Here is a 13,443-nt window from a genome sequence, read left to right on the forward strand (position 1 = left end):
GTCGCTAACACCGACTTCGAGATCGCCGTCGGTGCGTGACGCCCTAGCGGCCTGAACATCTGAAACGCCTGCCAGTGACACTACCCGGTAACCGGCAGCGCAAGAAACTTGCAGTCAGAAACATCGTTGCAATCGGAACGAATGTTTCCAGCGGCAAGTTCATTCCTCAGCGGCTCTCGACCGGGTGGGCCGCGAGGGAAATCCCCAAACCTCCCAAGGAGACTATTATGAACCCCCTGAAGACCATGAAAAAGACCTTTCTCGCCTTTGCGGCAGGAGCCGCGATGGTCATGCAGCCTGTCGCGTTTACCACCGTTGCGCACGCGCAAGAAGCACCCTCGACGCTTCACCTCGATGGCCTTTCGCGTACACCAACCGAAGCTGCAAACAATTCGCTGTTTGATCCCAATGACGCGGTTCTTCTGCTGCTTGATCATCAGACGGGCCTGTTCCAGACCGTGAACGACATCGAAATCGCCGAGCTGCGCCGCAATACGGTCGCGCTTGCCAAGATCGCCGAACAGGCGAATATTCCGATCATCTACACCGCGTCCGAGCCTGATGGGTCCAACGGACCGATCATGGAAGAGCTGCCCGCAGCCATGCCCAGCGCGCAATACGTCGCGCGTCAGGGCGAGGTCAGCTCGTGGGACAATGCCGATTTCGTTGCCGCTGTCGAAGCAACCGGCCGCAAGACTCTGGTAATCGCGGGTGTCTGGACAAGCGTCTGCGTCGCTTTCCCGGCTTTGCAAGCACATGCCGAAGGTTATGATGTGTTCGTCGTGATGGATGCGTCGGGTGATGTCAGCAAAATGGCCTCGGATGTGGCGCTTCAGCGAATGGTCGCCGAGGGGATCGTTCCGGTCACTACCAACACCATCCTGAGCGAAACGCACCGTACTTGGAACCGTCCGGATGCCGCTGAATGGGGCGCCCTCTATGGCGAGGTTTCGCCGGCGTACCGCGCAGTGACCGAAAGCTACAACCGCGCGCAAGAAGCCGCGACCAAGGCAGAATAAGGCGCCGGTTATCCCAGCCAATTGCTCACTTGATACCAAGGGTGGTCGCGCCGCGGCGCGGTCACCTCCACCCGAAAAGGAGGAAACGATGTTAACGTTCAAGAAATTCGCGCCGCAGGTTGCCCTTGCCGCCCTTCTGGCTGGCGCCCCCGCGCTCGCACAGAACCAGCAACCTGCCGATCTTATCGTCATGAATGCCGGAAAAGTCTTTACCGGAGACCCCGAGCAGGCTGAGGCAACGGCGTTTGCCGTTCAGGACGGGCTGTTCGTCGAAATCGGTAATGATGCCGATATCGAAACCTTCCGCGGCGACGACACGCAGGTCATCGACGCGGATGGCCGTACGGTGATCCCCGGCCTCAACGACTCACATTCCCACCAGATCCGGGGCGGGCGTTTCTTCAACCTCGAGACGCGCTGGGACGGCATACGTTCTTTGAAAGCTGCGCTGGATCTGGTCCGCACCGAAGCCGGCCGCGCCCCTGAGGACGAATGGGTGCGCGTTATCGGCGGGTGGTCGCCCTATCAGTTTGAAGAACGGCGCATGCCGACCGTCGAGGAGCTGAATGAGGCTGCCCCCGACACACCCGTCTTTGTGCTGTTTCTTTACAGCCAAGGGTTCCTGAACCAAGCCGGAGTAGAGGCGCTCGGCTATGAACCGGGCATGGAGACGGCCGACGGCAGCCGCGTCGAGTTTCTGGACGGCGGCGGCGCGATTCTGCACGCAGAGCCGAACCCCTCGATCCTTTATAAGACCATCGGTGCGTTGCCGCAGATGTCCGAAGAGGACCAGATCAACTCAACCAAGCAGTACTACCGCGAGCTTAACCGCCTCGGCCTGACCTCATCCGTTGACGCAGGTGGCGGCGGGCATGTATTTCCCAAGGACTACGTCGGCTCGCGCAACATCGCGACCAATGATGGCCTGCCATTGCGGATGAGTTACTATCTCTTTGCACAGGAGGCTGGCAAGGAAGCCGAGGACTTTGGCGAATGGATCGCCAATAATGAAGTGGGCGTGAACGAGGACGTCCATCTTGATCATGGCTATGAATTGGATGGCGCGGGCGAATTTCTGGTCCACAGCGTCGGCGACTGGGAAAATTTCCTGGCCCCGGCTCCGGACCTCGAAGAGCGCAAAGCAAATGGGCAGGATCCCGAGGGGGACTTGCACAAGGTCGCGACCCAATTGGTAGAAGCCGGATGGCCGCTGCGCCAGCACGCAACCTATGGCGCCAGCATCAAACTGATCATGGACGTATTTGAGCGTGTGAACGAAGAACAGGGCGGCTTTGCCCCACGATGGGCCATCGACCATGCCGAAACGGTCGAGGATGCCGAACTTGAGCGCATCAAGGCGCTTGGCGGAGGAATCGCGATTCAGAACCGCATGGCCTTTGCGGGCGAATATTTCGTCGACCGCTACGGGGCCGAGGCAGCATTGGCCGCACCTCCGGTGCGCAAGATGCTGGACATGGGCATTCCGGTCGGCGCCGGAACCGATGGCACCCGCGTCAGCAGCTACAACCCGTGGGTTTCGCTCTACTGGCTGGTGTCGGGCAAGACCGTCGGCGGCCTGCAGCTTTGGGACGATGCGAACAAACTTAGCCGTGAAGAGGCCCTGGATATTTTCACCTCCGGCAGTGCGTGGTTCTCTCAGGAAGAGGATGTGAAAGGCAAGATCGCCGAGGGCATGTATGCCGATTTTGCGATCCTGGCGGGCGACTACTTTTCGGTTCCCGAGGAGGACATCAAATCACTGGAAGCGGTACTCACCGTGACGGGTGGCAACATCGTCTATGCCACGGACAGCTTTGCCGAGCATGCTCCCGAAGCTCTTCCCGCGGTCAGCCCCGAATGGTCGCCTGTAGTGACCTACCAGACTGCGCTCGAAGCGCGCTGATATATCGCTGCCGCGTCGATACTGGCGCGGCGGCACTTTGCCGGTTCATACTCCCCGGTTCAACCCAGCCTTCAGACGTCTGATGAGGGGACTGTTGCGTTGTTGAGCGCTTGGGCAAGTTCAGCGCGTTGTGTTGTTCTTCACGTCGCCGAGCTGAACAGATTACGGACAAAGGCGGTCTCGCCGCGAACGCTTGGCCGCTTGTTTTCAACGTGGCCGTTCTTGATGCTCCTGAACGCCTCGATCGCCACGAGCATCACCTTGGCAGAGCGCATGGATCGGAACGACTGCGTTGTCCCGAGTAGCGTTTGAGAGCGGCATGATCGCTCTCGATGCGGTTATTGCGCCACTTTTGATCGACATGCGCAATGCTGTCGAAATGCGGATCGTAGCGGTGGTTCATATCCTGGATGATCTTACGATAAACTTCGTACTATGTTCGTTCTTTCAGCCCAAATAGGCCGCTGAGAGCCAATAATGTCGCTTGCGTGCTCAAGATAGTGCGGCGTAGGATCGGTATCCTCGGCGTTCAGATTGAATGTCTCTACGAGGTGACCGTAGAATAAACAAAAAAAATAGAACAAATCGAACTGGGAGGTTCACTATGAAGAAGCTGATGACAAGGGTATCGATGTCTGCAATCGTTATTGCATCGCTGACGTCGATGGTATCCGCAGAAGGCGCATTATGGCCGTTCGACGTCGTCAACGCCGCGGACGGCAACGCGGAAATCACGCCCTATACCGGCCTGGAAAAGGCTGAAAAGCCGTGGCACATCTGCGTTTTGTTTCCCCACATGAAGGATAGCTATTGGGTTGGCGTAAATTATGGCATCGTCGATCAGGCCCGCACGCTGGGCGTCAAGGCGACGATCTTCGAAGCGGGTGGTTATACAGAAGCGGCCAAGCAGGTGTCACAGTATAACGACTGTCTTGCCCTAGGCGTCGATGCGATCGTGATCGCCGCGATTTCCGAGGCCGGGCTTGCCAAGAGCATGTCGGAAGGCAAGGAAAAGGGCATCGTTCAGGTTGGCGTGATCAACCCCATGAGCGAAGTGGCCGACGCCCGGATATTCGCCAATTATGACGACGCGGCCGAAGCCGGTGCCAAGTTCCTGACGGAGCTGGTGGGCGACACGCCGATGCGCATGGTGCATTTTCCCGGCCCTCAAGGATCCGGTTGGGCAGAAGCATCCACCGAAGGCGTCGAGCGCGGAATTGAAGGTAGTAGCATCGAACTGCTCGAGGCCAAGTACGGTGACACCGGCAAAAGCATCCAGCTCCAACTGGTCGAGGATGCCCTGCAGGCCTATGACGATGTGAACATCGTTTACGGCACCGCCGTAACCGCCGAAGTTGCAGCACAGGCACTGGAAGAGGCGGGGAACGACGATGCTATTGTCGCTGCCTATTATTCCAACGAAGGCATGGTTGATCTGGTCAGATCCGGCGTTGTGACGGCGACCGTGACGGAATCTCCGGTGATGGAGGCCCGCATCGCGATGGACATGGCAGTGCGCATCCTTGAAGGTCAAGACCACCTGTCCAATCTGCGCCCGTCCATGACCGTGGTGACCAAGGACAATATTGACGGTCTGGACCTCAGCCGTGCGTTCGCGCCAGCGGATTGGGACCCGGTGTATTCGGTTGAGTAGATTTACATGACCGGAACGACAAAAGGACCGGGCGCATCGCTTGCGCCCGGCACCTCCGCAGAACCGCTGATCGAAATTGCGCATCTGGACAAATCTTATGGCGCATTCAAGGCGCTGGAGGACATGCAGTTTGAGCTACGCGCCGGCGAAGTTCACGTGCTGTTTGGAGAAAACGGTGCAGGTAAATCGACGCTGATCCAGATCATCTGCGGCGTGCAGGGCTATGACAAAGGCGAGTATCGCCTTTTCGGCGAGACGCTGACAGGGCTGACGCCAGCAGTGGCCCATGAAAAGGGCGTCAGCATCGTCTTTCAGGAATTCAGCCTGATCCCCGACATGACGGTCGAGGAAAACCTGTTTCTGGGGCATGAAATAACCAGTGGCGGGCGTCTTGCGAAATCGCAAATGCGCAAGAAGGTGCAGGCGGTACTGGACCGTCTGGGGTTTCAGCTTGATCCCGCGGCACGCGTCAGCACATTGCGACGCGCAAATCAGCAGATGGTTGAAATCGCCAAGGCGCTGCTCTGGGATTGTCGGGTTCTGATCCTGGACGAGCCGACCGCGTCATTGACAGATCAGGAAGCGGCACAGCTATTCGACATCATCGAGCAGTTGCGCAGCGAAGGGCTGGGCATCATTTATGTCTCGCACCGCATGCCGGAAATTACCCGTCTGGCGGACCGTGTCACAGTTCTGCGCGATGGTAAGTTCATCGCGACGGTGAACAACGCGGATACGTCCGAAAAGGAGTTAGTCCAGCTGATGACCGGCCGGACGTTCGACGAGTTCTTCCCCCAAATTCATCGTGATCCCGGCGAAACTGTATTGTCATTCGACGATGTGACATTGCAGAGCGGGCTGGCCGAAAACCTGAGCTTTTCGGTGCGACGCGGTGAGGTGCTGGGTTTTGCCGGACTTGCTGGGTGCGGCAAATCCGAAGTATTGCGGGCAGCCTTTGGGCTGGAAGCGGTCAGAAGTGGCACGATTACTGCCAACGGTGCAACGCTCGACAAACACAACCCGCGCAAGGCGCTGCGCAACAGGATATGCTACTTTCCGTCTGATCGATCGACCGAAGGGTTGGCAATGCATCAAAGTCTGATCTCCAACAGCACCATTGCCGCACTGGATGATCCCGTATTCTCGCGCAAGAAAACCCTACTCAACCGGCGCGCGGAACGCGGATTCACCGAAACGATGATCGACAAGCTAAAGATCCGCACACCGGGATTGAACGCAAAGGCCGATCAGCTTTCTGGCGGGAACAAGCAAAAGCTTATGATCGCGCGCGGGCTGTCACGGGAATTCGACGTGTTCCTGTTCGATGAGCCGACCGTAGGCGTCGACATTCAGGCCAAGCTGGAAATTTACGACGTTATCAAGACGCTGACGGAAGACGGCAAAGCGGTAGTGATCGCGTCGTCCGAACTGGCCGAGGTCATGCACATGTCGCATCGCGTGATCGTCATGCGGGAGGGCCGGATTGTCGGTGAACTGGATGGCGATGACATTACCGAAGATGCAGTGCTGTCGCATTTCTTTGACCATGTCGACGTGGACCACGAACAAGGACAACGCGCAACATGAACGTATCAGCCGCAAGCCAGCCGCGCCGCGCCAGCAACATTTTGAAAGCCATCGGTATCCTGCCGTTTGTGTTGGTGCTGACCTGCGTTCTACTGGCGCTCTACGAGCCGCGTTTTCTGCGGACATCCAATCTGGTCAACGTTTTGCGCAATGCGTCGTTTCTGATGATAATCTCTGCGGGGCAGATGCTGGTAATCATCGTCGGTGGTTTTGACATTTCCGTCGGTGCGATTGTGGCCCTGACCAGTGTGAGTTCGGCGCTGTCCATGGCCGGGCTTGCCTCAATGGGGTTTGAGTCTGCGCCAGTGATCATTTTGCTTGGCTGTCTGGCCGGGCTGATCCCCGCACTGATCGTGGGCGTTGCCAACGGGTTTCTTGTCAGCGTGCTCAAGATTTCCCCGTTCATGGTGACGATCGGCACCATGACTATCGCCGCAGGCATTGCCGGGTACGTCACGGGAGGCACGCCGATCTATGACATGCCCGAGCTTTTCACCCGTGAGATCGGGCGCGGCAAGGCCCTTGGGCTGCCTTATGTCGTCTATGCAGCGGCGATCGTGCTGCTGGTGCTTTGGTACATGCAGACCGAAACGCGGCTGGGGCGCTATTTCTACGCCGTCGGTGGCAATGAAAAGGCGTCGCGCCTATCGGGGCTGAACACGCGCAAATATATCTGGCTGGCCTATGTTCTGAGCGCGCTGCTGGCCGGCATCGTCGGCATTTTCCTAACCGCGCGGGTCGGATCAGGCGAGGCGACACTTGGCAGCAGCCTGATGCTCGAGAGCATTTCCGTCGCCGTCATCGGTGGTGTCGCACTAAAAGGGGGCGTCGGGCGGATACAGATGGTCGCACTCAGTGCGATTTTCTTGTCGGTGCTGAGCAACGGGATGAGTCTGGCGCGGATCGACAGCAAATACCACATCATCATCATTGGTTTGGTCATTGTGATTGCGGTCGCCGCAGAGAGCTACCGTGAAAGCCGGAGGGGCGCACATGTCTGAGAACGCCGAGACAGCAGGCATAAATTTCCGCGCATTGGGGCCACATTTGTTGCTGCCCTTCGCGATTGTCGCAGTCGTTCTGATTTTTGCCCTGCTGCAACCGGCCATGTTGTCAGGCGACAATGTCGTGAACATCATGAAGCAGTCGTCCCTGTTTTTCTTCGTAGCCTGTGCGCAGCTGGTCGTCATCATCACCCGTGGGTTTGACCTATCTGTGGGGGCCAATGTGTCGCTGGTCTCGGTGGCGTCGTCCATGATCATGACCGCTCTGGTTCCGGTACTGGGGCCTGGAACCAGCATCGCTGTTGGCGTGATGGCTGGGCTGCTGATAGGTGCGTCTATCGGCGCGGTGAATGGCGTTCTGGTCGCTTATGGCCGGATCAATCCGTTCATCGTCACATTGGCCACGATGAGCATTTTCACCGGTGTGGCGACCACAATCTCGGGTGGATTTCCGATTTTCAATCTGCCGGAAACGTTCAGTTTTGCCTTGAACCAAATGACGGTCCTGATGCTTCCAATTCCGTTGATCATCGCCGCTTTGGTTGCTTACGGGCTTCATTTCTCACTGACCAGAACGGTGCATGGGCGGGTGCTCTATGTGCTTGGTGATAGCAACGAAGTGGCGCATGTCGGCGGGCGGCGCGTCAAGGAACATTTGTTTTTGGCCTATATCACCAGCGGCGTGCTGGCGTCGGTGGCGGGGTTACTGATGACGGCACAGACCGGATCGGGAGAGCCGAACCTGGGAACTTCGCTGGTGCTGAACAGTATCGCGGCGGCTGTGATCGGGGGGGCGTCCCTGCGCGGCGGCACCGGTGGAATTTCGGCACCGATCTACGGTTCCCTGCTGATTGTGTGCCTGTCGATCGGCATGAATCTGCAACAGATCAACGGATCTCTGCAGCCTGTGGTCATTGGTGCTATCCTGATCTTTGGGGCGGCACTGGATGCCTATCGCACGAAAGCGCGATGAATATTTGCAGACCCGAACGGGAGGTTTGGGAAATGAGCGCCCGGGTTGGGTGCGGGAACTGCAAGGTGCATCGGCCAAGGCGGTTGCGTGTAGGGGGCAGTGCTATCCAAAGGTTTATACGCAATTCGCCAAGATGTCAGACTGTATCCGGCGGATTGTAGAAAACAGGGGGGAGAATATGCATTTTTCGACGAACCAACATGAGGGTTTGGACAAGAACGAGGTGTGGGCCAAGACCTTGTCCGAGACTTACTTTCCCCTCGCTGCCGAATGTCACAATGCATCAGAGTTCCAGGGACAGCTGAAATCCTGGTCTTTGGGTGTCATCGGATTGTCAGAGATGGAATGCGACGGGGTGCTTTACCGTCGCCGGAATAACCATTTTGCCAATGAGAACGACAACAGCCTTTTGATCACCATTCCACACAAAGTGGACGTGAACTTCCACCAGGCGTCGCGCGATACAAAATGCGGCCCCGGTGGATTTTTGGTGGAACGGGGCGATATGCCGTATGAGTTCTGGCACGGCAAGCGCAACAAATTGTGGGTGCTAAAGGTGCCGACGGCAAGTGTGCGGTCCAGGTTGGGCGCCACTGACCGGCTGGGTGCGTTGACGTTCGATGCGACGACCGGAGTGGGTTCGTTTTTTGTCGGCGCTGTGCGCAACGCGATCGAGTGTATCGACAATATCAACCACGCCGCGCGGGATATGGCGGGGCAGCATCTGCTGGATTTGCTTTGCCTGACCATGCGCAGCGACGACCGCATTCTTGACTGCTCGTCCTCGACAATCCGTTCGGCCCATCTGCAGCGGGCTGAACAGTTCATTCGCGATAGCTTGGCGAACCCAAACCTCAATTCGCAATTGGTTGCTGAATCCTGCGGCATTTCCCTGAGGTATCTGCAACGGCTGTTTGCAGAGAATGACCATTCCATCGTTGGCTACATCCGCGACAAACGCCTGACGCGGTGTGACGAAGCGTTGAAGATGGTCAATGACACGTCGACCGTAGCCAATATCGCCTACAAATGGGGGTTTTATGACCAGGCGCAGTTCTGCAGGCACTACCGCAATCGTTTCGGCTGCACGCCGACGGATACTCGCAAGAAAAGCAGGCTAGAGGCCGCTGTTGGGAACTAAAGCCGGCCTTTGACCAACGAGGCCCTGAACCCCTTCGACAGCCTCTTTTTTGGCGATCGGCTGTGATCTCCCAGCAGCCGGTCAAAGACATTCAAAACAGGAATAGACAATGACAAAAACCAGAGTTGCAGTTGATGTCGGCGGTACGTTTACCGACGTTTGCATCATGGACGAGGATACCGGCGAAATCCGCATCGAAAAGACGCCATCGACCCCTGATGATCCGATGCGCGCCATCATGATCGGCGTCGCGGATGCGAAGGTAGATCTGAGCGATGTGTCGATGTTTTCGCACGGAACGACCGTGGCAACCAACGCTCTGATCACCCGCAAGCTGCCCCGGACGGCGATGGTGTGCACCGAAGGGTTTCGGGATGTCGTCGAAATTCGTCGGTCCAACAAGGAGGATCTTTGGGACACCTACAAGGATGTCGCCAAGCCCTATATCCCGCGCCGGGATCGGTTGACGGTCAAGGAACGCATTGATGCGGCTGGAAAGATCCTTCACGAACTGGACGAGGATGAGGCCCGCAAGGTGGCCGAAATCCTCAAGAAGCGCGACGTCAAAGCCATCGCAGTCTGCTTCATCAACTCTTACGTCAACGGCCAGAACGAACGGCGGATGAAAGAGATCCTGCAAGAGGCGATGCCAGATGTGCATATCTCGATCTCGTCCCAGATCATGCCCGAGATCTTTGAACACGAGCGGTTTTCGACAACGATGGTGAACGCGGCGGTGTCGCCCGTGGTGGTCGATTATGTGTCCCGGTTGAGCGACAAGCTCTCTGATGGTGGCTACAACCGCGACCTTCTGTTGTTGCACACAGGCGGCGGTGTGATGACCCCGGCCAGCGTCAAGGATTTCGCGGCTCGCCTAGCGGGATCGGGGATCGCGGCGGGTGCGATCGCCAGCCGGTTCATTGGCAACCTGTGCGGCTATGAGAATTCCATCGGATTCGACATGGGCGGCACCAGCACCGACGTGTCCTTGGCCTATCAGGGTGAATCGATCGTAACGAAGGACTGGTATATTGAATTCGGCTATCCGATCCGGTTCCCCAGCATCGAAGTTCTGACCATCGGGGCCGGTGGCGGCTCACTGGCATGGAAGGACGAAGGCGGTAGCCTGCGCAACGGGCCGCAATCGGCGGGCGCCAATCCGGGGCCGGCGTGCTATTCCAACGGTAACGGGGTTGCTACGAACAGCGACGCCAACGTGGTTCTGGGGCGTCTGGGCACCAGCCTTGCGGGCGGCGACATCACGCTTGATCCCAAGCTGGCGGAAAAGGCCGTGCGCGAAACGGTCGCGGAGCCTTTTGACATGGAGCTGCACGAGGCGGCCGAAGCGATCATCGACGTGGCCAATGCGAACATGGCGAATGCGGTGCGGCTGCTGTCGATCTCGCGCGGGCATGATCCTCGCGATTTCGCGCTGATCGCATTTGGCGGGGCAGGCGCGCTGCATGGGGCAGAAGTGGCAAAGGAGCTGGCGATCCCGGTCGTCATAGTGCCGCCCAACCCCGGCGTAACCTCGGCTATGGGATGCCTGCTGGTGGATATCCAGCATGATTTCTCCGACAGCTTCATGGCGGATGCGGCAACCACCGAACCCAAAGACCTTGAGGCGGCATTTCAGACAATCGAGGCCGAGGCGGTCGAGCAATTGCGCCACGAAGGCGTGGCACCCGAGAACACCGTGCTGCAACGCACAGTCGAGATGATGTATCAGGGCCAGTGGCGGTCTCTTGCGGTGTCGGCACCGGCCAAGATTACCAGCACAGACGATCTGATCCATGGCTTTCACAACCAGCACGAACAGGAATATAATTTCCGCCGCGATGACGCACCCGTAAGCATCTTTAGGGTCGGCATCAAAGCGACCGGTGTGGTGCCAAAGGCCGAATTGCCGTCGCATGAAGTGGTCAAGAATACGCCAAAGCCCGCCGGTCAACGCGATGCCTGGTTTGACGGTGAGCGATGCAAGACCGACGTTTATCATCGTATCGATTTCAAGGCAGGTGCCGAATTCACCGGTCCGGCAATTGTCGAGCAGGTCGATTCAACCGTGGTCGTTCCGCCGAACACAACTGCATGGGTCGATCAATACATGAACATTCATATCCGCGTGGAGGGCTGAGCCATGGACAGCACGACAAAACAGGAACTGGACCCGGTCACTTTCGAGGTTCTCAAGAATTCTTTCATCACCTCGGTCGATCAGATGGCCGAACAGATGCTGCGCACCTGCTATTCCTTTGTGATCTACAATCGCGACTTCTCCAACGGTTTGCATGATGCCGAGGGCAATTGCGTGGCACAGGGCAACGCGGATATCGCCGTCCACGTCGGCACGCTGCACTACACTTGCAAGGATGTGATCCGCGTCTTTAAAGACGATATGTATCCCGGCGATGTGTATGCCATCAACGACCCTTACGCAGGGGGAACCCACTTTAGTGACGTGCGCCTGGTGCGCCCGATCTTTGACGAGGAAACGCTGATTGGGTTTTCGCAGTCAAATGGCCACTGGTCCGATTTGGGCGGCTCTGTCCCCGGATCGTTCAACGTGACTGCTCACGAGATGTTTGGCGAGGCGGTGCGTATTACGCCGATCCGCCTGTTCCACAAGGGCAAGTTTTGCTCTGACGTGGCGAACATGATTGCGGCCAATACGCGCGATCCTGCGTCCATCATCGGCGACATTCATTCGCAAGCGCAGGCGACCCAAGTGGCAGAGCGGGAACTACAGCGGCTGGTAGGCAAATATGGCCGCGATCAAGTCACTCAAGGCATGGACGAAGTGCAGGACTACGTTGAACGGTCGGTCCGCCAGCGGATTTCCGACCTGCCAGATGGAACCTGGGAAGCGGTCGACTACATCGACCGTGACCCCGGCGCTGGAGAGGGCATGATCCCGATCCACATCAAGATGACGATCAAAGGCGATCAGATCGTTTATGATTTCGAGGGCAGCCATCCGACGATCTCTTCGATCTATAACTCCGCGCATGGGGCGACGTTCTCGGCTGTTGTCGCCGGGATGAAAACGTTCTTTCCGGATCTGCCGATGAACAGTGGCTTTTATCGCATGGTCGAGATCAAGACCCCGAAAAACAGTGTCGTCAGTGCGGAATGGCCCATTGCCGTTACCGGTTTCCTGATGCCGTTCGAAAAGATCATGAACGCGATTTTTGAGATGTGGTCACAGATCATGCCCGAGCGCGCCATCGCCTGTGCGTTCAACCTTGAATATCTGCTTGCCGGTGGCAATGACCTGCGCAAACCGGAAAAGCCGATCTACATGTTCTACGAATGGCTGCCCGGCGGCTGGGGCGGGCGCAACGGCAAGGATGGCAGCGATGTCACGACGGCATGTTTCGGCACCGGCCTGATGTCACAGCCTTCTGAGGGTAATGAGCGTGTGAACCCAACACGCGCCGATGTTTTCGAGATCAAGCAAGACAGCCCCGGACCGGGCAAATGGCGGGGCGGGGCGGGCGTCATCAAGGCATCCACGCTGCTTGAGGCAGACAACACGGTGATGTCCTACATCTGCGACCGCGAAAGGGCCGTGGTCTGGGGCGTCGAGGGTGGCCTGCCGTCGATGCCGCACGGGCTATTGGTCAAGCACGCTGACACCGGAGAGGAAACATGGCTGGGATCGGTGTTTTCCAACTACAAGATCAAGAGCGGTGACAAATTCACCCGCCCGACCGCTGGCGGCGGCGGCTATGGTGATCCGATGGAGCGTGATCCCGATCACGTTTTGGAAGACGTGATCGACGATTATGTCTCGGTCGGGCGCGCCGAAAAGGACTATGGCGTGGTGATCAAGGTGATTGACCGCGACATGCTGGATTACGAGGTCGACAAGGCAGCGACTGACAAGGCACGGGCGCACATCCGGGCAAACCGTGTCGAATGGGCGCGGATGAATCCCGAGAAGGTTTCGCAAATGTATAAAGACGGTGAAATCGACGAGATGGACGCCGTGCGAAAATACGCCGTGATCATGGATTGGGGCACCGGGGAACTGATGCCGAAATCCACCGAGCAGTTCCGTGAGAGCTTTGAGCGCCGCTCGGTATCACACTGGGCATGACAGCGACCGGTTCGTGAAACCCGTCCCGTCAGTTTGGCGGGGCGGTATTCACGCATCTGA

Annotated in this window: 10 protein-coding genes; 9 read left to right on the plus strand and 1 reads right to left on the minus strand. The window is 57.7% G+C overall.

The genetic code is table 11. The features are described from left to right. Positions 1-227 precede the first annotated feature (227 nt). Positions 228-1,019, plus strand: coding sequence for an isochorismatase family protein (locus tag U3654_RS19650; RefSeq protein WP_324753212.1), 792 nt, complete (start codon positions 228-230; stop codon positions 1,017-1,019). A gap of 88 nt (positions 1,020-1,107) precedes the next feature. Further along, the gene (locus U3654_RS19655; RefSeq protein WP_324753213.1) at positions 1,108-2,922 is read left to right on the plus strand and encodes an amidohydrolase; all 1,815 of its coding nucleotides are present in this window, start codon (positions 1,108-1,110) and stop codon (positions 2,920-2,922) included. Positions 2,923-3,178: 256 nt separating this feature from the next. On the opposite strand, the gene U3654_RS19660 is transcribed toward U3654_RS19655, so the two are convergent. Further along, complete coding sequence (locus tag U3654_RS19660) at positions 3,179-3,325, minus strand: DDE-type integrase/transposase/recombinase (RefSeq protein ID WP_324753214.1); 147 nt, start codon at positions 3,323-3,325, stop codon at positions 3,179-3,181. Between the two features lie 228 nt (positions 3,326-3,553). Between U3654_RS19660 and torT the strand changes: the two genes are divergently transcribed. From torT to U3654_RS19695, 7 genes are all read left to right on the plus strand, one after another. Next, positions 3,554-4,576, plus strand: coding sequence for a TMAO reductase system periplasmic protein TorT (torT, locus tag U3654_RS19665; protein ID WP_324753215.1), 1,023 nt, complete (start codon positions 3,554-3,556; stop codon positions 4,574-4,576). Between the two features lie 6 nt (positions 4,577-4,582). After that, the gene (locus U3654_RS19670) at positions 4,583-6,163 is read left to right on the plus strand and encodes a sugar ABC transporter ATP-binding protein (RefSeq protein WP_324753217.1); all 1,581 of its coding nucleotides are present in this window, start codon (positions 4,583-4,585) and stop codon (positions 6,161-6,163) included. After that, positions 6,160-7,164, plus strand: coding sequence for an ABC transporter permease (locus tag U3654_RS19675; protein WP_324753218.1), 1,005 nt, complete (start codon positions 6,160-6,162; stop codon positions 7,162-7,164). Before U3654_RS19670 ends, U3654_RS19675 begins: the two co-directional genes overlap by 4 nt. Then, on the plus strand, positions 7,157-8,140 hold the full coding sequence (locus tag U3654_RS19680; protein WP_324753219.1) for an ABC transporter permease: 984 nt from the start codon (positions 7,157-7,159) through the stop codon (positions 8,138-8,140). Before U3654_RS19675 ends, U3654_RS19680 begins: the two co-directional genes overlap by 8 nt. Further along, entirely contained in the window at positions 8,115-9,281 is a 1,167-nt protein-coding gene (locus U3654_RS19685) for a helix-turn-helix domain-containing protein (protein WP_324753220.1), read from the plus strand. The genes U3654_RS19680 and U3654_RS19685 overlap by 26 nt, the downstream gene beginning before the upstream one ends. A gap of 109 nt (positions 9,282-9,390) precedes the next feature. After that, positions 9,391-11,418 carry a hydantoinase/oxoprolinase family protein gene (locus U3654_RS19690; protein ID WP_324753221.1) on the plus strand — a complete coding sequence of 676 codons (2,028 nt, stop codon included), beginning with the start codon at positions 9,391-9,393 and terminating at the stop codon, positions 11,416-11,418. A gap of 3 nt (positions 11,419-11,421) precedes the next feature. Continuing rightward, positions 11,422-13,383 (plus strand): hydantoinase B/oxoprolinase family protein, encoded by a 1,962-nt coding sequence (locus U3654_RS19695; protein ID WP_324753222.1) that lies wholly within the window; start codon positions 11,422-11,424, stop codon positions 13,381-13,383. Positions 13,384-13,443: the final 60 nt, after the last annotated feature.

Source organism: Roseovarius sp. Pro17 (assembly GCF_035599575.1).
In the GTDB taxonomy this organism is placed as follows: domain Bacteria; phylum Pseudomonadota; class Alphaproteobacteria; order Rhodobacterales; family Rhodobacteraceae; genus Roseovarius.

What these genes read in the sequence shown, in the direction of transcription:
- U3654_RS19690 (WP_324753221.1), top strand. Translation starts at nt 9,391, where the DNA reads ATGACAAAAACCAGAGTTGCAGTTGATGTCGGCGGTACGTTTACCGAC.
- U3654_RS19675 (WP_324753218.1), top strand. Translation starts at nt 6,160, where the DNA reads ATGAACGTATCAGCCGCAAGCCAGCCGCGCCGCGCCAGCAACATTTTG.
- U3654_RS19655 (WP_324753213.1), top strand. Translation starts at nt 1,108, where the DNA reads ATGTTAACGTTCAAGAAATTCGCGCCGCAGGTTGCCCTTGCCGCCCTT.
- U3654_RS19695 (WP_324753222.1), top strand. Translation starts at nt 11,422, where the DNA reads ATGGACAGCACGACAAAACAGGAACTGGACCCGGTCACTTTCGAGGTT.
- U3654_RS19680 (WP_324753219.1), top strand. Translation starts at nt 7,157, where the DNA reads ATGTCTGAGAACGCCGAGACAGCAGGCATAAATTTCCGCGCATTGGGG.
- U3654_RS19660 (WP_324753214.1), bottom strand. Translation starts at nt 3,325, where the DNA reads ATGAACCACCGCTACGATCCGCATTTCGACAGCATTGCGCATGTCGAT.
- torT (WP_324753215.1), top strand. Translation starts at nt 3,554, where the DNA reads ATGTCTGCAATCGTTATTGCATCGCTGACGTCGATGGTATCCGCAGAA.
- U3654_RS19670 (WP_324753217.1), top strand. Translation starts at nt 4,583, where the DNA reads ATGACCGGAACGACAAAAGGACCGGGCGCATCGCTTGCGCCCGGCACC.
- U3654_RS19685 (WP_324753220.1), top strand. Translation starts at nt 8,115, where the DNA reads ATGCCTATCGCACGAAAGCGCGATGAATATTTGCAGACCCGAACGGGA.
- U3654_RS19650 (WP_324753212.1), top strand. Translation starts at nt 228, where the DNA reads ATGAACCCCCTGAAGACCATGAAAAAGACCTTTCTCGCCTTTGCGGCA.